This window comes from Chitinophaga pinensis, assembly GCF_007896845.1.
Classification (GTDB): domain Bacteria; phylum Bacteroidota; class Bacteroidia; order Chitinophagales; family Chitinophagaceae; genus Chitinophaga; species Chitinophaga pinensis_C.
In genome coordinates this window covers 19497-41457 of sequence record NZ_VOHS01000027.1, presented here as the reverse complement: position 1 = coordinate 41457, position 21961 = coordinate 19497, and the positions used below count along the sequence as shown (strand labels likewise).

The following is a 21961-nucleotide window of genomic DNA, read 5'->3' as shown; positions in this document are numbered from 1 at the left end:
CCGCCGATGAAAATCAATATTCGCGCCAACAGTAGAGGCTATTTGATCAGGGACAGGTAGTAAGGCAGCATCTCCAGCCATGTGGGCCAGTCGTGTGTCTTGTTAGGCCTTACGTCCAGCCAGTGCATAATGCCTTTATTATGAAGGATGCCGGACATTGTCTCATTCTGGCTACGGGTAATGTCTTTTTCAGCTACGCCCAGGATAATTCCCATCCGCCAAAGGGCTTCATGCGGATTAGCCGGCATAAAATCTACCGGGTTATTATAATATACATTGTCGTCATAATGGCCATTCAGCCGGGTTTTTACATCAAAAACGCCGCTAAGGCTGAACAGGTAAGACACTCTTTCAGGATACCGGAAGGCGAAGTTGGCTGCATGATAACCACCGAAACTACAACCGGCTACGGCAATGCGTTGAACGCCGGTTTCTTCGGTTACTTTTTCCAGTATCTCATGACGGAGCATGCGGTCATATCTGATATGATGAAGGGCTCTTTCAGCAGGGGTGATGTGTATGTTATACCAGCTATGTACGTCCACTGTATCCGGACAGTATACCTTGATCAGCTGGTTGTTGATAAACCATTCCAATGCCTGTATCACGCCTCTGTCCCTGTGTTCATAATGCCTTCCCATGGAAGTAGGGAAGAGTATCAGCGGATAGCCCTCTTCTCCATACACCAGCATTTCAAATTCATGGCCCAGGTGCGGGGAATGCCATTTGTAATGTTGTTCCAGCATGGTTATAAATATAAGGAAAAAAAATTAAGCACCCGTGCGGCAACATATTGATATACCATGGTTTTTGACAGACGGTTTATGGCATAAAAAAAGCGTCCTGCTATACAGCGGGACGCTCTTCTTTGTCTTAATATATTGGTACAGGTTAAAGCGGATATTGACCTGCGGTAAATTACAGATCGCTCGGAAGCAGGAACGTATACTTCAGATTGTACGAAGTGGTTTTGTTGGAGACCATCGTGCCACCTCTTGTCAGCTGCTCGTTCTGATTAACGGATGTTGCGAAGCTGTCACCATCGTAAGTATAGGAATTCGTGATAGTCTGTACAGAGCCATCAGGATACTGTGTCGTTTTTGTAAGCACGTTGTTGGAAGACATCCAGCCGGCGCTTTCTTCTGTATCGAATATAAAGTGCGTAAAAGACGCGCCTTTATAGTTCGGCTTCTCATCATAGGTATAGGTAATGGTCGTGATACGGGTGCTTTCAGTGTTTCTGTATACCGGTATCTCACGGCGATCAGTCACTCTGCCTCTCGCATCTCTCACCATGAGGTCTTTGCGTGTCAACAGATAAGGAGCAATTACACCGTCTATTTCATAATGATAAATGCCTACTATCTTGTTGGCATTATCATACGCAAGACTGTCATAACCGTCTTTCAATCCACTGTAAGAAGAGAATAATATAACTTTTCCGACTCTGCCTTCCGCATCATACTCTACTTCTTTCGCCTTCGCACCTACACTACCTAACTCATTGGAAACGTATGTAAAGGAGATTTTGCCTGCGGTGTCAAAACGGATCATTTCAGAGTGAAAATCTTCCGCTGTTATATCTGAAGTCTGGAAGATCGCTACTCTGTTACGTCTGTCATAAGAGTAGGAGCTGGTTTTCAGACCACGATCGTTCTGAGGTTCCATGGTGGAAAAAGCTCTTTCTCCCTGCGGACCATCGTCCTTCTTACAGGAAGCAAAGCATGTGATAAATAAAGCTGCAGTTAGTAGAAGTCTAATCATGTATTATGAGCAGTTATTTGTCGAGAATTTTATACTTGATAGCAAATTTGTTGGTATTGTTATACACTTCGGCACCGCCTTGCGTAGCCTTTCTGGTGCGAAAGACCGAATCCGGATAATTACCTTTGTCATAAGTGTATAAGTTGCTGATTGTTACCACCGAATCACCCGAAGGGTATCTTGTTACCTGCGTAAGCGGGTTATTGGCGGACAACCAGGTGATACCATTGTTTAGATCCATTACAAACAGATCCGCCGGTTTTATCATGAAATTGATCGCGTCGTCATAGGTGTAGGCAGCAGTGCTGATGGTATCCTTGCCTTCCGTATCGCCGGAGAAGGGCAATATGTGTCTGGCAATGATGTTGCTCTTGCTGTCCCATACCATCGTCTCCTTGCTGTAAAAGGCGAATTGTGGTGTGACGTCGTTGTTCGGTTTACTATGATAGATAGCAGACAGTTTTCCCTCTCCATTGTATGCCAGACTGTCGTAACTCAGACGGTTCCAGGTAGTAGGGGATATATGATTGATAATGATCAGTTTATTGTTGCTGTTGTAAGCGAATGTGGCTGTCTTCAACAGGGCAGATGGATCCGCTTCTGAATTGGTGTTCATGCCGGTCATGCGACCGTCTGCATCGAATATCGGGTCCTGTCTGAAGTAGTAATTTTTGTCAAGATCGGCTATTATGTAGTAATCAACCCGTTGTTTGTCATCGAGTTGTAACATGGTGTAATTTCTCATACTACCACCGTCGAGTGTAAAGAATACCCGGTCCTTTGGAATGGGATCTTCCGTAACGGGTGCATCTTCCTTTTTACAGGAAGCGAACAATGATGTAAGGAGTACTGCGCTTAGCAGGATCTTTCTCATAGGGTAATAGGGACCGTTTATAATAGCCCGGTTGTATCCTCAGATACAGTCCAGGGTACAAATATATGTCTTATTTTAAATGTGTGTATCACTTTGTGGGCCTGCAATTGCGCTAAATTTAGGTTAACGCAAACGGGTGTTCGTTAAGTTGCTCAGTGTGAACAGGTAGCAAAAAAAAACGTTCCGCCTGAGCGGAACGTTTTTTTATATTTTTTAGCTGAATACTGCTTATCTGAAGATATAGCGGAAGCCCAGCTGACCCTGCCAACGGGCAGACTGTAAACCGAAATCATCGATCTGGGCAACAGTCTTGTTGTCATATTTGGTAGGAGCCTTAAAGTTATAAGTCGGAGTAGTTCCGTTAGCAGCAAAACCAACGAAGTCAATCAGACCGTAGTTGTTGTAGCTCATACCTGTACGGGTAGAGTATACGCGACCCCAGTCATTATTGATCATGTTACCCAGGTTGAATACGTCGAAGGAGATCTGTAAAGTATGACGTTTACCATTTTTCTGGGTGATGTAGATATCCTGTGCAATGTGCAGGTCGAAGATGTGTGTGAACGGAGTTCTCAGACCATTCTTCGGTGCATATTCACCTCTGTGTTTGCTCAGGTATTTGTCACCGTTGATGAACGCATCCAATGCAGCCCACTGTTGTTCCGGAGTAACGATAGCACCGTTAGCCTGATAAGATACGAGGTTGATCTCTGATGCACTTCTTGGGATGTAGATCAGGTTCAGGCCTTTATCACTGCTGGAACCATTGTAGTCGCCAACGATGTTGGTGTTAGGAATATCTCTGTAACCATAAGAGAATCTTTCGCCGGACTGACCAGTGTAATACAGGGTAACAGTCGTACCGAAGTGTTTCAGGTATTCTTTCTTATAAGTTACAGAAGCGATGATCCTTGAACCCAGATCGAAGATGGAGTTACCCAGGTCGATATCGTTACGACCTCTGATGTTAGCAACTCTCCACTGAGAAGAGTTCTGAGAAGACTGACCGTCATTGATGCTCTTGGAGCGACCGTAAGTGTAAGCAGCCATGGCGCTGAAACCACCGTAGAAGGTTTTCTGTAACTGAGCAGTCAGGTTGTAAGAATAACCTTTGCTGGTGTTATCAGCATACATGATATCTGTGTAGTTACCCAGAACTGATTTACCTACATTCTTCCACATAGGACGATTGTCACTACCGCTACCGGTTACATTAGTACCAGCAGGGATGTATGACAGGTTGTAGTAAGCAACGTTGTTGATATTCTTGGTATAGATTGCTTCTAAGCTACCCACCATACCCCAGGGTAATTTCTGATCAACAGCAATGCTGGTTCTGAATACCTGTGGGAATTTGAAATCTTTTGCAAACAGGTCGATCTTACCTGATGGCGCAGCAGTAATGCTAGGCTGAGCATAAGGATCAGATACAAAAGGAATCGGGTTGTTGGTACCGCCGGTTGGTTTGGTAGAATCGTAGGCGAGTCTCATACCACCGAGGGTAACACCGTTGTTATTATAGATACCACCTAACCAAACATAAGGGATACGGCTGGTGAAGATACCTGCACCACCACGGATCTGGGTAGTCTGATCACCTTTCACGTCCCAGTTGAAGGCAAAGCGTGGAGACAGCAGGATCTTAGCGTCTGGCTTAACACCTGTCTGTGCACCTTTGATATCCCATTTACCAGCAGCAACTACCTGAGGCAGTACGTTGGTATTGAAATCGTTGTTTACAGCAGGATCAGTCAGCAGCATAGGCAGATCAGCACGAACACCCAGTGATAAACGTAAACGATCGCTTACCTGGTAGTCGTCCTGTGCATACAGACCTAATTGCAGTGCTTTGAATTTAGCCGCACCATTAGTGTTATCACCGGTAGTTTTATCTACAGCGGAGAATGAACGGTTGTACTGGGTTGGTGATTTATCATTCATGAAATCATCCAGGGTAGCGAAGGTATAAGAACCAAAGTTCTGACCGATGAATACGTTGGTCATATTATAGAACTCATTACTTGTACCCAAAGAGATGGTGTGTTTACCTCTGTACAGTTCCAGGTTATCGGTCAGGGTCAGTACATCCTGTTTCAGCAGGTTAGCTGCAGAAAACTCTTCTGTACCGAAGCTGATAGATTCTCTTGAAATGAATACTGAAGTGTATGGAGCACCGGTGATACCACGATCGTCTCTTACGAAGTTAGCACCTAACAACAGGGAGTTAGACGCCCTGTTACCAAACTGGCTTTTCAGCTCAGCAGTGGTAGCATTGGTGGTAGAAGGGAAGGAGATACCTTTGTTAGAGAAGGTGATAGTTGAGGCGCTGGATTTACCAGGGCTTACGCTTTCACCGTGTGTATACTGGTGACGGATAGTGAATTTGTTGGATTCGTTAATGTTCCAGTCGATTCTTGCGAAGAATTTGCGGCCATCCAATGTATTTTCAGTTGTCTCGTATCCTCCCGGATCGTAACCAGCTGAACGCAGTTTAGCTTCCAGTGCATCCAGCTGAGCTCTTGATGCAGGAGTAGCACGACCGTTCGCATAGGTGTCGTAGATGAATGGCTGCGGACGGTTTTCTTTCTGCCACTCGGCGTTGATGAAGTAGAACAGTTTATTCTTGATGATCGGACCACCTAAACGTGCACCGTATGTTTTGGAAGAGAAATCTGCCAGTTTGGTACGTTTGCTTTCGTCTTTGGTAGGTGTTTTACCAGCCAGACTTTCATTACGTACAAAGTAGTATGCAGAACCTTCTATTTCATTAGTACCGCTTTTGGTTACGGCGTTGATGGCGCCCCCGGCGAAACCACCCTGTTTAACGTCAAACGGAGATACGTTGATATTGAACTGGTCAATGATGTCGATGCTGAACGGAGAAATACCGATCTGACCACCATTGGTACCATTTTCAGCCAGACCGAATACATCGTTCTGTACCGCACCATCCACGAAAGTAGCGTTGTACTTGTTGCTGGTACCTGCGATGGAGATAGTCTGGTTACCGCTACCATCTTTGGTCAGTTTCGCCTGTGGCGTTAAACGTACAAAGTCGGTCAGGTTTCTACCTACTGAAGGCAGTGCTTCAACCTGTGTACGGTTCAGGGTAGTCTGTGCACCCTTACGGCTGGAATTGAAGACAGAGCTTCTTTGACCAACTACTTGTACTTCTTTGATGTCCTGGGCTTTTTCGCCAAGGCTGATGTTCAGTCTGAATGGCTGACCGAGTGCGAGGAAGATATCGCTCTGGTTGAATTCAGTGTAACCGATAAAGGTAGATGTTACTTTGTAAGGACCACCAACGTTCATGTTGGGGATACGGTAGTAACCTTCCGCATCGGTGGTTGTTCCGTATTTGGTACCTGAGGGCAGATGGATCACAACAACGGTAGCCCCGGGTAACGCCTCCTTCGAAGGTCCGGTAATTTTACCAATCATACTACTGGTAGTTACCTGCGCAAACGAAGTGATTGTGCTAAACAGAACAATGAATGTAAATAGTAGTCTTCTAAATCCCATATAAGAGCAGTTTGATTTATGACGCAAAATTGGGGAATAAATCCTAACGAATTTTAACTTGAAATTAACAAATTGTTATGCGATTGATCTCATTAGGCTTATAGGATACAATTTTGGACAGTTGCCAGTTTTAACAGCCATTTCATTGAGTTTGTTCAAGAAATTGCTTCGTAATTTCTAAAAAATCGAATAGAAAACTTTTAAATACCTTATTTATAGCCGCGTACGTTGTCAAATTATTCGGTTTTATCAATGAGAGATTGATATACATATAATAATATATGCATCGGCTTACCTGAAAGTAAGCAGAAAGGAAAGTGAACAGTTCTTATTTTACCATAACTTTGCACATTAATCTATAATAAAGCTCTATGTTAGATACAATAGAATCAGCCATAGAAGATATCAGGAATGGTAAGCTGGTAATAGTGGTAGATGATGAAGACAGGGAGAATGAAGGAGATTTTGTTACAGCAGCAAGGAACGTTACACCGGAGATCATCAATTTCATGAGCCGTTACGGCCGTGGTTTAATATGTGCCCCCCTGGTGGAGGAGCGTTGCGAGGAACTGAAACTGGAAATGATGGTGCGTGATAACACTGCTCTGCACCAGACTCCCTTTACTGTATCCGTTGACCTGCTGGGTCACGGCTGCACCACCGGCATCTCGGCTCACGACCGCGCCAAGACCGTACAGGCCCTGATTGATCCTAATACCCGTCCGGAAGAACTGGGCAAACCGGGACATATCTTCCCCCTGAAAGCAAAAAGTGGTGGCGTACTTCGTCGTACCGGCCATACCGAAGCAACCATCGACCTGGCCAGACTGGCCGGATTCGAACCTGCTGGTGTACTGGTGGAAATCATGAACGAAGACGGTTCCATGGCACGCCTCCCGGAATTACGCGAAATTGCCAACCAGTTTAACCTGAAACTGATCTCCATAAAAGACCTGATCGAATACCGCCTCGAAAAAGAAACCCTGATCGAGGAACAGGTAACCGTAAACATGCCAACTGAATACGGTGATTTCGAACTCGTCGCTTTTAAACAGCTCAACTCAGGTGACCTGCACATGGCACTGAAAAAAGGTACCTGGGAAAAAGGTGAACCCGTACTGGTTCGCATTCACTCTTCCTGCGTAACCGGCGATATCCTCCATTCCCTCCGTTGTGATTGTGGCGAACAGCTGCATAAAGCCATGGAAATGGTAGAACGTGAAGGGAAAGGCCTGATCCTGTACATGAATCAGGAAGGTCGTGGTATCGGTCTGCTCAACAAACTGAAAGCTTATAAACTGCAGGAAGAAGGCCGCGATACCGTACAGGCTAACCTCGAACTGGGTTTCAAAATGGATGAACGCGACTATGGCGTCGGAGCACAGATCCTCCGTCATATGAACATCTCCAAAATGCGCCTGATCACTAATAACCCGCGTAAAAGAGCCGGTCTGAAAGGATACGGTCTTGAAATCGTGGAAAATGTAGCGATCGAGGTACATCCAAACCCACATAACGAGTTCTATCTCAAGACCAAACGTGATAAGTTAGGACATGAGATCCTCAAAGGGTAATGCAAGCAGGAATTCAAATGCAGCGGAGATCGTTGCAAAAGTTAATATAAAAGTGAAGGCGCCTCCGGTCCGGAAGCGCCTTCACTTTTATATTAACTATATATAGATCGCATTAATGCCATATCAAGTCCACCTCATCTCCATATCAAGTCCACGTTTTCTTCGCCTTTATAGCTTCTCAGGTCCATATCAAGTCCACCTCATCTCCATATCAAGTCCACGTTTTCTCCGCCTTTATAGCGTCTCAGGTTCATATCAAGTCCACCTCATCTCCAGATCAAGTCCACCTTTTCTCCGGCTTTACAGTATCTCAGGCCCGTATCAGATCCACCTCATCTACACCCTTACAACTGTCCTATGCCTGTCTTTAATTTGCTGGTCTTCAGGACAATGTCAGGTTTAACTAATTGAATATTAATTCTTAACTCTCTTTATCGAATCTTCCCTTCTGTCTTCCCGCTCTTTCTCTTCTAATCTCGCTGCTTCCGCTCTACGCATAGAATCCAGCATACGACGCCTGTTCCGTTCATTAAACAGCTCCGAGAACTTATTATACTCACGTACGTAAGAAATACCCAGACCAGCCTTGTTACGGTTTACAAGGTTATACACATCATAATCCGATTTGCTAAACGCATTGATACGAACACGGCCTTCCGGTGTCAGCAGATACTCCGCACGGAAGTCACCTGCGAAACGGTTTGCATTAGCCGATGTATTCGCCTTCCCCCAATCATAGTCGCCACCCACATATAATCTGATCCTGTTGTTATAGAGGTTACTGGTCACACCGGCGCTTACCTGATTACGGTCAAGCGAGGCATTGTCCTGATTACCAATGTTATAGGCGCGGTAGTTCACGTTGATACCGATACCACTGTTTTTCAGCAGTACACCGGTAATATTATTCAGGATGGCTGATGCCTGTGCACTCAATGCCTGTCCCACACTGTTCTTACCGGTAGTTGCCACGTTTGCACCGCCGGCGGAGTTAGGATCTTCCGGCAGGAACTGGTTGAACAACAGGAGGCCGGCCATCTGTTGCAGTGCTTTGTTCTGGTCCTGATTCACCTCACGCAGCTTGGCAGCAACGCCACTTTCATAAGCCAGTGACCCTACTTCCGGCAGGTTGATCTCGTAAGTAATATCCGGTTTCATCAGCTCATTCCGCAGATTGATCAGGATGTCCACTCTTTCAGTACGGGTAGCCAGTTTGTCGCTTGCAGTAGAGGCAGTGCCCACAAGGTTGTACAGACTGACTTTAGGCAGGGTGTATTTGGCGTGAACGTCTACTTTGGCTTCATTCGGATCACCATTCCAGGTGATGGTACTGCTCTTATCAATGTCGAATTTCCAGCTGGTCAGCCTTTGCAGGGTGAAATTGTAAGATCCGGAAACGATCTCATAGTTACCAAACATATTGAAGTCTCCCTCAGTATTCACCATAATCTGGAGGTTACCGTTACCATTTGCGGAGATCATATCACCGGAAGCAGCATCCATAATCACGTCGATCTGCGCATCCGGCGTAGCCGAAATATCCAGTTTCACGTTCAGACGTACGTTGTCCTTCTTCTTTTTCTTTTCTTCCTTCAGTTCTGTACCATAGGATTTGAAAGTGATATAGTCAGAACGGCCAATGTCTTTACTATCTGATAAGGGGAGATAGAAGTGTGTGCCTTTACCCGGTCGGGCCTGAATACGCAATTGAAGATCATTCAGCGGACCGGAGAAATACACCTTACCATCTGAAATTACATCTCCATAAAACAGGTCGCTGTCTGCCGCACCCGTATTAAGGAAGACAAAGTTGCGGGCAGTTACGTCAAAGTCGAAGTTCAGGTTATTGAAATGATCGTGAGAGATATAACCGCTGGCACTCGCCCTGCTGTTATTCTTATCGACGATAGAGAAGTTACCGAATTCTATAAGGTTATCGTCCACATTGACATTCAGTCGTGGAATGGTATAACGGGTACCAAGGTATAATACCCTGACCCCCACACTGTCAATACGCAGATTCCCCCGGACCGACGGGACTTTGGTAGTACCGGCAACAGACAGCTTTCCGCTCACATTGCCTTTCAGATCAGTTACATACTCATTGACAAAACGGTCCAGTATACTGAGGGAGGTGCCATTTAGCTCTACATTGGCTTCCAGTCTGTTATTAGTCTCAGACACGCCGATCAGGCCTTCTGCGAAGAGGTTCTTTCCTTTATTTTCTGATCGTACTGAAAAGGTCACGTCATCAGTCTCCTGTCTGTATCCACCTTCAAAAGCTACCAGACCAATGGAGTCGTTATCAATACGTAATTCGCTGGTTGTGATATTGGCATCAACAGCAAGATTATGTATCGGATCGGAAATATCTATTTTCCCGTCAGCAAAGCCTTCAATACGCAAGGCGGTTAGCTGGGAAGGGATTACGTCTGTCAGATTAAGGTTCTTCAGATTCACGATGAACCGTGACTCATCCGGATTGAACTCATTGGTTTCCACCGTAATGCTCTGCTCATTTCTCGTTACCTGCAGATTATTGATTGTCAGGAAGTCTTTGCTCCAGTAGATCTCGTTGCCCGGTGTCACATTCCATTGTCGCTCGTTTACTGTAAAGGCGCTGTTGAGGAAACTCACCTTGACGCCTTCCTGTACGGTCACCACGCGGGCATAGAATCCATCCAGACTGGAAGAGTCGCCAGCCTGAAGGTCTACTTTGATATAGGAAGTATCCCGTCCGGAGTTTGCCAGTATCAGCGGATGCTGTAGCCATACCCGATCGCCGGAAGAGACTTTTCCGATACTTGTGCTGATATCAATCTTATTGAAGTTACCGGAACTCTTCAGTTGCAGGTCTTCAAAATGGAAATTTCTGTAGGAGGCCAGCGGTACATTCACCTGCAGGGCCAGATTTCCTTTGATTGTATTCAGTGAGCCTTCTACAGTAGAATTATCAAAACCAGAAATGTCTTTAGAGAAGCCACGGATCAGTTTGTCTACTTGTCCCATATTGAATGCAAAAGAGAAATCCTGCTGGATATTATCTTTTGGCGCATCGGGGAAGTAGCTCGGATAGTATTTGTTCAATAAGAGCCGGAAGGCGTCTGGTAACTGCATGAAGCTGTAATTACCTTTTACATACCCGCCGATTTCACTACCCTGTATCGCCAGTACTTTTACATTATTCTCAAAGTGAGTGGACACGTTGAGGGAGTCAAATTCCAGTCTGCGCTGGTCTTTGAACAGGGATACGTTGTATACTCTCGCAGAACCGTTAAAGTTATCAATATTGCTACCGGCAAAGTTAAGTGCCAGTTTTGCCTGCAGCATAATGGAATCTTTTGTCAGCTGTAAGGCGCGTAGATTACTGTGACGGATGTCAGCATCAAAGTCGAATATGGGTACCTCTTCATTGAAGTCAATAGTACCTGCAAAATCCATATCGAGGTTCGGATCATTGGCAGTCAGTGAACCGTTGAAGAACTTGCGGTTCATATCGCCTTTCGTCTTGATATTGCTATAAGAGTATCCGTTAAGCGTGATCTGTTGTACATCTGCATCTACTGCGGCCTTCAGTGTCTTGAAGTTGAAGCCTTCGCCGTTCAGTTTTGCGCTGAGGGAAATGCTGGTCAGTTCAGGTACACCTAAGAGGCTACCCACGTTAAAGGCATCTGTTGTCAGACTACCGGAATACACCGGTATATCCTTGCTCGTTTTGAAGTTGATATCCGAGTTCAGGTTACCCAGATTGGTCTGGAACTTACCATAGGCAACGAAGTCACTTACGAATCCTGTGAAACTACCCGCAAAACGGATGTTGGTCAGGCGGTCCAGCCTTAATGGATCTGTATTCCTTAACTCCGGCGCGATACTAAGGATATCTGCACCGGTGGTCAGCAGTTCATCTGCATGAAAATCAATGGAGGTGTTGTTGATATCAGGCAGGCCGCGCAGTTCAATACCTCCGAGTAAACGGGTGGTTGTACCGGCCTGTAATTCAATGTTGTTAGCTTTCAGATTGCTGACAGGGCCTCTGGCGTCTCCGTTCAGCAGGATCTCTTTTTTCCAGTCGGACAGGATCGGTGCAAAGTAGGCAATATCATCAGAATGCAGTTTACTGTTCACGATATGTGCGCGCATATAAACGGCATCTACATAGTCATTCATGTTGCTGATATCAGCATATTGCATGGTATAGTAATCCCGCAGATGGCTACGGTTGGTCATGAGGTCCATGTGGGAGAACTCCATTTCCACCGGCGACATCTTAAAGCGTGCAGTCAGTTTCTTTACCTCGAAACCGCAACGCTCTTTGGTGCTCATGGTCAGATCGCCGAGGATACTGTCCTTTACCATACTTGTATTAGCCAGAGAGAGATTGATACTATTGAAACGGATATGGTTGGGGGCGAAATAGCCTGCTTCAATCTTTGTAGAATCTTCCAGATCATCTACTCCCAGTGTACCGTCCTTGATGGAAATCTCTTTTACGAGCAACTTCCAGTTGGCGCTGTTCCAGCGTAAGGCTGGTATGGCAGCGGTATCTGTCAGTTCGGGTGCGGGTGGTGCAGGTCTCTTCTTGCGAAGTGGAGAAGCCGGGTACCGGGTAATGATAAACGTAGGCTTATCCAGTGTCAGTTCCTGTATATCAATGTTATGCAGATTGAGATCTATATTCTTGGCATCCAGATAAATGCGTTTAGCAGCCACACGCATGTCTTCACCGATCCAGGCGTCTATCTGATTGATACGGACATTGCGCAGGTCCGTTTTACGCAGATCAAGGGATATGCCTCCGCTTCCTTCCTTTTTCTTGTGTGTGGTATCTGGTGGGGCACTGAATTCGTCGATGATAAACTGATAGTTCCATAAGGAGTCATTTCTGTGACGGATCAGGTTCACATCAGCATCTTCCAGTCCTATGAACTTCAGTACGGGCTTTTCCTGAAAGAAGAACCAGTCTGTAATACGCAATTGTAGTACACGGGCATACAGCAGGGTGTCTTTATGACGATCCTCGATCAGGGTTCCTTCCAACCGCAGACTGTTAAAGAGCCGTATATTGACGTGCTCTATTTCAACTTTCGTCTTTAGTTGTTGGGATAGCCGGCTTGTGGCCTCATGTACAAGGAAGTTCTGTACCACCGGAATATTTACGAGGACGCTTATCAGGATAACAAGGCCCAGTAAACTCAGAAGGATTACAGTTAATATTTTGCGTACTTTTTTCAGGCTGCGAGATTTAATCCGGCAAAAATAGTTGAATTAGTCCATAGTCCATAGCTGAATAGTCTATGAATGCAACGATTTAATATCCGGTGATGTGTTGATAGAACCCCCATGAGAACGCGGGATCACTGTTTGTCGTCTGTAAATGGGCGTTTGTAACAGGAATTTAACAGTTTATTGCATGAGCACAGGAGTGACCGTATAGCCTTCTTTACGGAGTAATGCGACCAGTCCTGTGCTGCCACCCAGGTGAACGGCTGGTATAGCAAAGAATGAAGGTGCCCAGAGAGCCTGATCGATAATGAGAGGTGCCCATTTATAGTTACGGTGGTCCAGCATCATGGCTTTATGACGTTGCATATCTTCTGTAGCCGTCATTGCTATGAGAATTGAATCAATATCCTGTATTTTGTAGGCATTGATAATTCCACGAAATAAGCTATCCATTTTTTGGGGATTTCTGATTATTTTGAGCATCATCTGTGCTTCTTCTTCATCCGGGATACTGTCAGCCACAGCTATTTCATCGGCTATTTCTTCCAGTCCAAATACGGGCAATTGCTGCGCCTGCGCAAGTTTTACCAGTTCTGTACCATCATACACCTGCTCTTTGCAAAATGGTGCGAAAGCCATATATATAATCAGCGCATTTATGATTGCTGGTCTGACTCTGTCCATCGATGCCAGGCGCGTTTTCAGAGAGTCGGGAAACCATTCACGGAGCTCTTTGTATTCTGCTTCACTGAATAGCTTTTTGAACGAATATCCTTCTGGCATCGTTATAGCTGCCCGTATTGCCTTTTCCTTTTCAGGGCCCGGCACAAGTATATCTGTTGGAAGATATAATGAACGTGATTGTTTCAGCGCGGTGCGTACAGCCTCAGGTATGTGAGGCTGTTGTGAACAGAATACATCTATTATCCCGTAGAGCCACGATGGTTTTTCCAGGTCATTGCCGGATATCTTCCACAGCAGGGATGATGTAACTGCAGTATCTTTTGTTTGTTGTGCAGATAGCCGGTCTGTCTCCGTATGCGTTTTAAACAGCTTTACTGCTGGCATCTTCATCAGGACAATTGTCAAAGCAATAAGCCCTGATATACTCAGGAGTATAATGGCTGGTTTCTTAGGTATTCGTTTCAGGTTGCGGGATTTTATGGGGCGAAATTAGCAGAATTGCGCCATAGTTCATAGCTGTATCAGCTATATAGACAATTGAATTGTCATCCCCCTGAATGACCTGAGGCATGCAGGACATGCCGGCTATCATTGATGGGTGGGAGCTTATTGTACTGGCTTCACTGTATATCCCTGCTTGCGCAATAATGCAATAACGCCGGTATTACCACCCAGATGTCCTGCGCCTACTGCAAAGAAAGTAGGTTCTTTCGCCGCTGCTGCTGCAATAAGTGGCACCCAGTTACGGTTACGGGCATCCAGCAGAATATCTTTATAGCGTACCATGTCTTCTGTTTCGGTCATCAGTTTGGCGAGTGCGGTCACATCTTGTGCGCGGTAAGATTGTAACATCTGAGAATAGGTTTCGCGTGTTTTCTCAGGTTCACCGATGGTTTTCAGGATCATCTGTGCTTCTTCCTTATCAGGAATACTGTCGAATATGGCAACCTGATCAAGTGCTTTTTCCAGTCCGTGAACAGGCAATTGCTGCTCCTGTGCAAGCTTTACCAGTTCTGCTTCACAATAAGCCGGGTTCTGGCAAACAGAAGTAAAATACTGTCTGGTGATCAGCGACAGCAATACAAGCGGTTTAAATCTGTCAAGTACCGCTACGTCCAGATGCATAGAGTCCTGACACCATTCTTTTAATTGTTTGTATTCGGCTTCACTGACAAAGCTTTTAAAGGAATAACCTTCCGGCATCATCATCGCTGCCTGCAGGGACTGCATTTCCTGCGGATCAGACATATCGATCTCAAGGAATAATGACTTAGCCTGTTTAATAGCATCCCTGGTAGCGGTGGAGAAATGCAGGTCGTCCTGGCAAACAATATGGATGGTACCATATAACCAGGAAGGGCTTTTAAGGTCTTTACCGGAGATTTCCCATAAGAGGGAAGACTTTTCTTTGGGTTGTTGCTGAGCTTTGGCGGTTAACAATGAAAAACTGCAAAGCAGCAGTGTACCGATCTTTTTAAGTAACATACTTATTGGTTTATGAGTAATGTGTGCAATACTTCCAGATCTTTGTCACTGTGCTGGGCGGAGATAATGATCCGGTTCACCGGCGGACTATCAGGATTCGGATAGCCAAAAGACGAGATCATAATGTCATGGTCCAGCAGGTACTTTTCTATGCCTGCACGATCCTTCAGCAGAAAAATGGGCAAATGAAAAGGATTATACAGATACCCTATTCCCTTTGCCAGCGCTTCAAAGTGCCGGATCTGCTGCTGCAACAGCGTAAGCTGAGCAGTATGTAAAGGAAAGCTTTGCAGGAATGCCCACGCATTAGCGGGCATCATCGGTGTGGCGCCTGTGAATAAGGCTGTTTTTTTGATAGCAGCAATATGCCCTGCATGTCCGGCCACAACGCCTCCTTCCGTACTATAAGCCTTTGCCAGTGACGCGGATAGCAGATAGCGAACCGCAGACAATTGCGGTAAGCGACTGATAATACCACTGCCATCATCTGAGACAATTCCTATGCCATGCGAATCGTCGATCAGTACCAATACCTGCCGTTTTATTTCACTTAACCAGCTGAAATCATTGATAGTGCTGCTTAGAGGATTGACTCCGTCCGCAACGATCACAAAAGTATGATCAGGATGCGCATTTACTTTTTCTGTTGTTTTGGCAGCCCAGTCTGCCCAGATATCTGTCGGGATGGCCGGTTTATTAGTTCTTAATGCCGGATGGGCATTAGGTGCATACAATAACTCTCCTTGTGTCGCTGCATATTGTGCTGCTGCCTGTGAGGCCAGATATCCGGAAGAGAATGTGGCCGAAGCTTGTTGTCGCAGGTGCACAGCTAACGCATGTTCCAGTTCTTCGTAGAGATGCAGTCTTGTATTGGCAATTCTGGAAGAAATGAATACCGTACCATACCGGTCAATGCCTTCTTTCAGGAGTTCCTTGAAAGCCGGATGACTATGTAGCCCCAGATAAGAAAAGCCGGAAAAGAAGAGATATTCTTTTCCGGCTATATTACTTGTGCTGGTGGGCGTGGAATGTGTGAACTGTGCCTCCATGCTTAATTATTCAGCTTTTGTTTTCAGTATAAAATAGTACTCACCGGTATACACTTTCATATCAAAATGTGTAGCGTCCAGCTTTACTATTGTTACGAGGTTTTCGGTCACCTTGTCTGCCGCAGAACGGAGTCCGTTGGCGGCTGTCACTGATATGATCTTCCCGTCACTCAGCAGTTTATATCTGCCGGAATCAGGTCTGTTGTCAATGGTGGCAATGAACAGGTTATTATCCAGAAACTGATAATACACATTGGTATAATAACCTCTTTTGAGGTCGATCGCCTGTGTGATCTGTGTGTTGTCATACGGACTGCCCGGAGGCACTACTACATCGTATACACGCCATTTCTTATGGATGAGCAGTTCGTTGTTGCGGCTGCTGTTGCAGGCGCTGAATACGATGGCTAAAAGGGCCATGAACAGGAAGATCCGTGATGGAATGCGCATGTTTTATTATTGTTTTTTGCCGAACATTTCCTGATTGAAGTCCTGCGATTTCCCTTTGGGAATAGACAGACTTTGCCAGTCGTTCTTTTTAATCATTTTGCCAATGTACACAATTTGCCCTACATGATAGGGGAGGTGTGCCAGTTGCCTGTTGATGGCATCGAGTGCAATATGTGGTTCACTGCGGATGTATACGGTCTTTTCCAGATCCTCCGGTTGTAATGCCGCAATAGCATCCAGCATGCATTTCCAGCCATCTTCCCACAATTGCCTGATCGTTGCTTCGGGTATCTCATCTGCTTCAAACTCGACGTCCCTGTTACGCCAGGGTTTTTCTCCGTCACTGGTCAGGAAGTCCGTCCAGCGGGAGCGCATATTACCACTCATATGTTTAATGATGAGGTAGATGCTGTTTGGCTCACCTTCCGGTTGCCAGTGTAGTTGTGCTGCTGTCAGCGCCCCAATGGTCTGATCGCCGAGTGATTTATAATAGGCAAATCTTTTCAGTACGCTGTCGAGAAATATCTTTCCTATCATGATAAATAGTTTTTGTTGTTATCAATAACCTGCAGCGCTGTCGTCACCTCGTTTGTCGCCCACTGCTTCCAGTTGTCCTTTTCCATTGATCCTGATCAGTTCCACACGACCAATAGGGCTGCCCGGTACGATTTTATACCCCATTTGCTTCAGACCGTTCAGTGGCGTCTGATCAAAGTCTGGTTCTACATAGACTTCATCAGGCAACCATTGGTGGTGAAACTTTGGTGCATCAACCGCCTGTTGTGCGGAGAGGTTAAATTCCAGCAGATTCAGAAGGGTCTGAAATACAGAGGTGATAATGGTGGAACCACCCGGTGTACCTGTTACGATATAAGGTTTACCCTGTTTCAGGACGATAGTAGGTGTCATGGAGCTGAGCATACGTTTACCCGGTGCGACTGCATTCGCCTCTGCACCTATCAATCCGTACATATTAGGCACACCCGGTTTTACGCTAAAGTCATCCATTTCATTGTTCAGGAAAAAGCCGGCACCACCTACCACTACCTTTGAGCCATACCCGCCATTGAGCGTGGTAGTAACAGCAACGGCGTTGCCTTCGTTATCCATCACAGAGAGGTGAGTGGTTTCTTTGCTTTCATATATATTGCCGGCAGCAACAGCGGTGCTGACGCTGGCTTTTTTCAGATCGAAGTCCTGCATACGCGTCTGCAGATAAGCAGGATCCGTCAGCTGTTTTACAGGTACTTTCACGAAGTCAGGATCACCGAGAAACTTTGCACGGTCTGCGTAAGCGCGCCGTTCTGCTTCTATCATCAGGTGCATAGCTGCAACGGAATGGAAGCCCCAGTCATGCAGAGGATATTTCTCCACCATACCCATCATTTGCTGTAAAGCGATACCTCCGCTGGAAGGCAATGGCATGGTCACGATATTATATTTTTTGTAGGCGAAGGTAACGGCTGTTCTTTCTTTTGCTTCATATGTTTTCAGATCCGTTGCTGTGATCAGGCCGTGTCCACGTTGCATCTCAGCAACGATCAGACGGGCTGTTTCTCCTTCATAAAAACCTGCTTTGCCATTGTCTCTGATCCTTTTCAGGGTGGCGGCGAGGTCTTTCTGCAGGAGTGTATCGCCTGCTTTCCACGGAGTGGCTTTTATGAAAGCGTTACCCTGTGTATTCAGTTGCTTGAAATTATCCTGTGTTCTGTTCAGTGATATGGCCTCTCTTTCCGTAATGGCAAATCCTTTTTCTGCCAATAGGATGGCTGGTGCAATCAGCTGCTGTATCGTCAGTTTTGCATAGGGTAGGGAGGCAAACAGGCCAGCGACGGTGCCGGGTACGCCGGCTGCCAGATGTCCGTCCTGACTCAGGCTGGTATTGGCGTTACCACTCGCGTCGATATACATATCTCTTGAGGCCGCGCCGGGCGCTTTTTCTCTGTAATCGATCGTTATATTCTTTCCATCTTTCAGATGTGCGACCATAAATCCGCCTCCACCGAGATTGCCCGCAGCAGGATATACAACTGCCAGTGCCAGCTGTGTGGCGATGGCCGCATCTACTGCATTGCCTCCTTGTTGTAACATCTGTAATCCTGCCTGACTCGCAAGCGGATGGGCTGATACTACCGCCCCACGTGAGGCAGTGATCGTTTTCTCTATTTTGTAGTGATAGGCGTCGTTCTTTACAGGACGCTGCTGAGCATAAGCTGTACTGGTGAGGGTCATAACCAGTAATAATGAAACCTTGCGCATGTTAGCTGGATTTTCCTTAAGTTATCGTGACTGGAATATTTGCAAGTTATTATAAAATGCGCTTCCAAATTAGTATTTTAGATGTAGATCAGGAACAGTGCCAACACATGTAGCAACAAAATAAGAAGACCGACTCATAACCATAAAAACCCGATAGCCGAAATCTTTAAACACTAAATCTAAATCGAACCCTATGTTACACGTGGTAACCCACCTGAGAAGCTTTGTGCTTCCATTGCTTGCATTTTTATGCCTGTCAACCCTTACGTATGCCCAGACAGGCACCATCACCGGTACCGTTACAGATGGCAGAGCCCCGTTGGCGAATGCGACTGTCCATATCGAACATACCAATAAAGGCGGTTATACCAATGCGCAGGGCCGTTTTTCGCTTGAGATAGTACCGGGCACTCACACCGTACAGATCAGCTATGTAGGCTTTGTCACCCAGCGTAAAACAGTGACCGTAAGCGCCGGACAAACCACTTCGCTCGACGTGATTCTGACAGCCAGTACGACCATGAATGAGCTGGTCGTGTTAGGTTCGCGGAATCTGCCCCGTACACAGACAGAGACGCCTGTTCCTGTCGATGTGATAGATATTAAAAGGATTGCGGCAGATGCACCACAGGTATCTATCAACCAGATCCTTAACTATGTAGCGCCTTCGTTTAGCTCCGGGACGCAGACTGTCGCCGATGGTACGGACCATATTGATCCTGCTTCCCTGCGTGGTCTTGGTCCGGATCAGGTCCTGGTACTGGTGAATGGTAAACGCCGCTACAATACAGCCCTTGTCAATGTAAACGGTACGTTTGGCCGTGGCGCCGTAGGTACAGATATGAACAGTATTCCTACATCCGCTATTGATCGTGTGGAGATACTGCGTGATGGCGCAGCCGCGCAATATGGTTCTGATGCGATCGCAGGCGTGATCAACATCATTCTGAAAAGTTCCGTGAACAGGTTGACGGTGAATGTAACCACCGGAGCAAATGTAACTTCACAGGCGGATGATAATATCGACGGACAAACCGTACAAACCGGCGTGAATTATGGTATCCCTGTCGGACAGAAAGGAGGCTATATCAACTTCGGTGGTTCTTATGACTATCGTAATTATACTAACCGTTCCGGTCCATGGGAAGGGGCTATCTATAGAACATATCCCGGCGGTGTTGATAAGACGGATTCTTTTCTGGTGGCCAATAACATCACCCGTAATGATATCCGTATGCGCGCCGGGCAATCCAGATTACGCAGTGCGCAACTTTTTGTAAACGCAAATATTCCGCTGGAGAACAATGCGGAAGTTTATTTCTTCGGAGGAATCGGTTATCGCAACGGCGATGCTGCCGGAGTATACCGTCTGCCACATGACAGTCGTAATATCATAGATATCTATCCGCTGGGCTTCCTGCCGATGATACAAAGTGATATTTATGATCGTTCGCTGGCTGCTGGTATAAGGGGTAATCTTGGTGACTGGAAAGTTGATTTCAGCAATACTTACGGTCGTAATGAGTTTGGCTTCAAAGTAGAAAACTCCCTGAATGCCTCATTACAAAAAGCTTCTCCGACACGTTTCACCTGTGGTGGGCCTGTCTTCACCCAGAATACCACCAACCTCGATTTCTCCCGTCGGCTGGATGTATTACAGGGACTGGATATCGCTTTTGGTGCGGAACATCGCTTTGAACAATATGAGCTGGTTGCCGGTGCTGAAAACTCCTACACAGACTATGGCCGTGCTTCACAGATCGGGACAGATGCCAATGGCAATCCCATACTGATCCCTGATCCGCAGGGAGCTGTTAATACGATCTTCGGTCCTGATGGTAGTGCAAGACCCGGTGGTGCACAGGTATTCCCGGGCTTCCGGCCGGAGAATGCTATCAAGGCAACCCGTAGCGCGATCTCCGGTTATATGGATATAGAAGCTAATTTTACAAATGCCTTTTTACTGGGAGGTGCATTACGTTTTGAGAATTATAACGATTTCGGTAGTACGCTGAATGGTAAATTGACCACACGTTATAAGCTAAGTGAGCAAACGGCGGTCCGGGCTTCTGCCAGCACCGGTTTCAGAGCGCCGTCCCTGCATCAGCGTTATTATTCTTCGACTTCTACTTTGTTTGTAGATGGTGTGCCATATGAAGTGGGTACTTTCACGAATGACAGCCGGCCTGCGCAACTGCTGGGTATTCCGGAACTCAAGCCGGAGAAATCAAAAAGTATCAGTGCCGGTTTTACCGGTAGTTTCGGCAAATTCAATCTGACGCTGGATGGTTATTTCACACGTATCAACGACCGTATCGTATATACGGACCAGTTCTCCGGCAACAATGCAGATACAGCGTCTGCTATTGATAAGGAAATATATCAGTTGTTGTCGCTTGCCAATGCCAACAGGGCTGCTTTCTTCGCTAATGCCATTAACTCCGAAACGAAGGGCGTGGATCTGGTACTGACATATAGTACCCGCTTGGGTGCAGGTACCTTCCGGGCAGACCTTTCCGGCACTTACAGCTATACGCAAAGAGTAGGAGAGATCAAGGCTTCCGAAAAACTAAAAGGTAAAGAAAGCATCTATTTCAGCCGGGCCAGCAGGATCTATCTGGAGAGGAGTGTACCCCGTGAGAAGGTGAACCTGACATTGTCTTATAACATTGGCAAGTTCAACGCCTTCCTGCGTAATGTGCATTTTGGCAGTGTGGAAGAGGCCACCAACGACCCGAAGTTCTATCAGACTTTCTCCGCGAAAGTGGTGACAGATGTGGCGCTTGGCTATAAACTTACTCCGGCCCTGAAGCTGAGTGTGGGGTCTAATAACGTTTTTGACGTTTATCCGGACCTGGTAGAGAATCCTGCGAATACGACCAACAACCAATTCAGGTATTCCCGGAGGGCTACCCAGTTTGGTTACAATGGACGTTTTCTGTTCGCAAGACTGGAGTTGAATTTATAACCATATGAATATCATATAGTAACCTACACAATAAATAGGCACAAAAATCGCTTATACTAATGTGTAAGCGATTTTTGTTACCTGCCCTTTCTTTATATTAAGATTATTC

At 46.1% G+C, this 21961-nt stretch carries 13 protein-coding genes; 2 read left to right on the top strand and 11 right to left on the bottom strand.

Annotated features, from left to right (window positions below; all coding sequences use genetic code 11):
• Positions 1–38 precede the first annotated feature (38 nt).
• The 4 genes from FEF09_RS21370 to FEF09_RS21355 all read right to left on the bottom strand — a co-directional run bounded on the left by FEF09_RS21370 (position 39) and on the right by FEF09_RS21355 (position 6160).
• The gene (locus tag FEF09_RS21370) at positions 39–746 is read right to left on the bottom strand and encodes an alpha/beta fold hydrolase (protein ID WP_146306995.1); all 708 of its coding nucleotides are present in this window, start codon (positions 744–746) and stop codon (positions 39–41) included.
• 172 nt (positions 747–918) lie between these two features.
• Complete coding sequence (locus FEF09_RS21365; RefSeq protein WP_146306994.1) at positions 919–1764, bottom strand: hypothetical protein; 846 nt, start codon at positions 1762–1764, stop codon at positions 919–921.
• A 13-nt stretch (positions 1765–1777) separates the two neighbouring features.
• Positions 1778–2638 carry a hypothetical protein gene (locus tag FEF09_RS21360; protein ID WP_146306993.1) on the bottom strand — a complete coding sequence of 287 codons (861 nt, stop codon included), beginning with the start codon at positions 2636–2638 and terminating at the stop codon, positions 1778–1780.
• A 228-nt stretch (positions 2639–2866) separates the two neighbouring features.
• On the bottom strand, positions 2867–6160 hold the full coding sequence (locus tag FEF09_RS21355; protein WP_146306992.1) for a carboxypeptidase regulatory-like domain-containing protein: 3294 nt from the start codon (positions 6158–6160) through the stop codon (positions 2867–2869).
• Positions 6161–6531: 371 nt separating this feature from the next.
• Between FEF09_RS21355 and FEF09_RS21350 the strand changes: the two genes are divergently transcribed.
• Entirely contained in the window at positions 6532–7734 is a 1203-nt protein-coding gene (locus FEF09_RS21350; RefSeq protein ID WP_146306991.1) for a bifunctional 3,4-dihydroxy-2-butanone-4-phosphate synthase/GTP cyclohydrolase II, read from the top strand.
• Positions 7735–8148: 414 nt separating this feature from the next.
• Here FEF09_RS21350 and FEF09_RS21345 read toward each other — a convergent pair whose 3' ends face one another.
• From FEF09_RS21345 to ggt, 7 genes are all read right to left on the bottom strand, one after another.
• Complete coding sequence (locus tag FEF09_RS21345; protein WP_146306990.1) at positions 8149–12879, bottom strand: translocation/assembly module TamB domain-containing protein; 4731 nt, start codon at positions 12877–12879, stop codon at positions 8149–8151.
• A gap of 258 nt (positions 12880–13137) precedes the next feature.
• Positions 13138–14025 (bottom strand): TraB/GumN family protein, encoded by an 888-nt coding sequence (locus FEF09_RS21340; protein ID WP_222597062.1) that lies wholly within the window; start codon positions 14023–14025, stop codon positions 13138–13140.
• Between the two features lie 222 nt (positions 14026–14247).
• Entirely contained in the window at positions 14248–15126 is an 879-nt protein-coding gene (locus FEF09_RS21335; protein ID WP_146306988.1) for a TraB/GumN family protein, read from the bottom strand.
• A gap of 2 nt (positions 15127–15128) precedes the next feature.
• Complete coding sequence (locus FEF09_RS21330; RefSeq protein WP_146306987.1) at positions 15129–16175, bottom strand: pyridoxal phosphate-dependent aminotransferase family protein; 1047 nt, start codon at positions 16173–16175, stop codon at positions 15129–15131.
• Between the two features lie 6 nt (positions 16176–16181).
• Entirely contained in the window at positions 16182–16625 is a 444-nt protein-coding gene (locus FEF09_RS21325; RefSeq protein WP_146306986.1) for a hypothetical protein, read from the bottom strand.
• A 6-nt stretch (positions 16626–16631) separates the two neighbouring features.
• Positions 16632–17162, bottom strand: a complete 531-nt coding sequence (locus FEF09_RS21320) for a DUF1572 family protein (protein WP_146306985.1) — start codon at positions 17160–17162, stop codon at positions 16632–16634.
• Between the two features lie 21 nt (positions 17163–17183).
• Entirely contained in the window at positions 17184–18884 is a 1701-nt protein-coding gene (gene ggt / locus FEF09_RS21315) for a gamma-glutamyltransferase (RefSeq protein WP_146306984.1), read from the bottom strand.
• Positions 18885–19077: 193 nt separating this feature from the next.
• Here ggt and FEF09_RS21310 point away from each other — a divergent pair, with 193 nt between their 5' ends.
• Entirely contained in the window at positions 19078–21852 is a 2775-nt protein-coding gene (locus FEF09_RS21310) for a TonB-dependent receptor (protein WP_146306983.1), read from the top strand.
• Positions 21853–21961: the final 109 nt, after the last annotated feature.

Excerpts from the sequence above, each read along its gene's own strand:
- FEF09_RS21370 (WP_146306995.1), bottom strand. The coding sequence starts at position 746 with ATGCTGGAACAACATTACAAATGGCATTCCCCGCACCTGGGCCATGAA.
- FEF09_RS21365 (WP_146306994.1), bottom strand. The coding sequence starts at position 1,764 with ATGATTAGACTTCTACTAACTGCAGCTTTATTTATCACATGCTTTGCT.
- FEF09_RS21360 (WP_146306993.1), bottom strand. The coding sequence starts at position 2,638 with ATGAGAAAGATCCTGCTAAGCGCAGTACTCCTTACATCATTGTTCGCT.
- FEF09_RS21355 (WP_146306992.1), bottom strand. The coding sequence starts at position 6,160 with ATGGGATTTAGAAGACTACTATTTACATTCATTGTTCTGTTTAGCACA.
- FEF09_RS21350 (WP_146306991.1), top strand. The coding sequence starts at position 6,532 with ATGTTAGATACAATAGAATCAGCCATAGAAGATATCAGGAATGGTAAG.
- FEF09_RS21340 (WP_222597062.1), bottom strand. The coding sequence starts at position 14,025 with ATGCCAGCAGTAAAGCTGTTTAAAACGCATACGGAGACAGACCGGCTA.
- FEF09_RS21335 (WP_146306988.1), bottom strand. The coding sequence starts at position 15,126 with ATGTTACTTAAAAAGATCGGTACACTGCTGCTTTGCAGTTTTTCATTG.
- FEF09_RS21330 (WP_146306987.1), bottom strand. The coding sequence starts at position 16,175 with ATGGAGGCACAGTTCACACATTCCACGCCCACCAGCACAAGTAATATA.
- FEF09_RS21325 (WP_146306986.1), bottom strand. The coding sequence starts at position 16,625 with ATGCGCATTCCATCACGGATCTTCCTGTTCATGGCCCTTTTAGCCATC.
- FEF09_RS21320 (WP_146306985.1), bottom strand. The coding sequence starts at position 17,162 with ATGATAGGAAAGATATTTCTCGACAGCGTACTGAAAAGATTTGCCTAT.
- ggt (WP_146306984.1), bottom strand. The coding sequence starts at position 18,884 with ATGCGCAAGGTTTCATTATTACTGGTTATGACCCTCACCAGTACAGCT.
- FEF09_RS21310 (WP_146306983.1), top strand. The coding sequence starts at position 19,078 with ATGTTACACGTGGTAACCCACCTGAGAAGCTTTGTGCTTCCATTGCTT.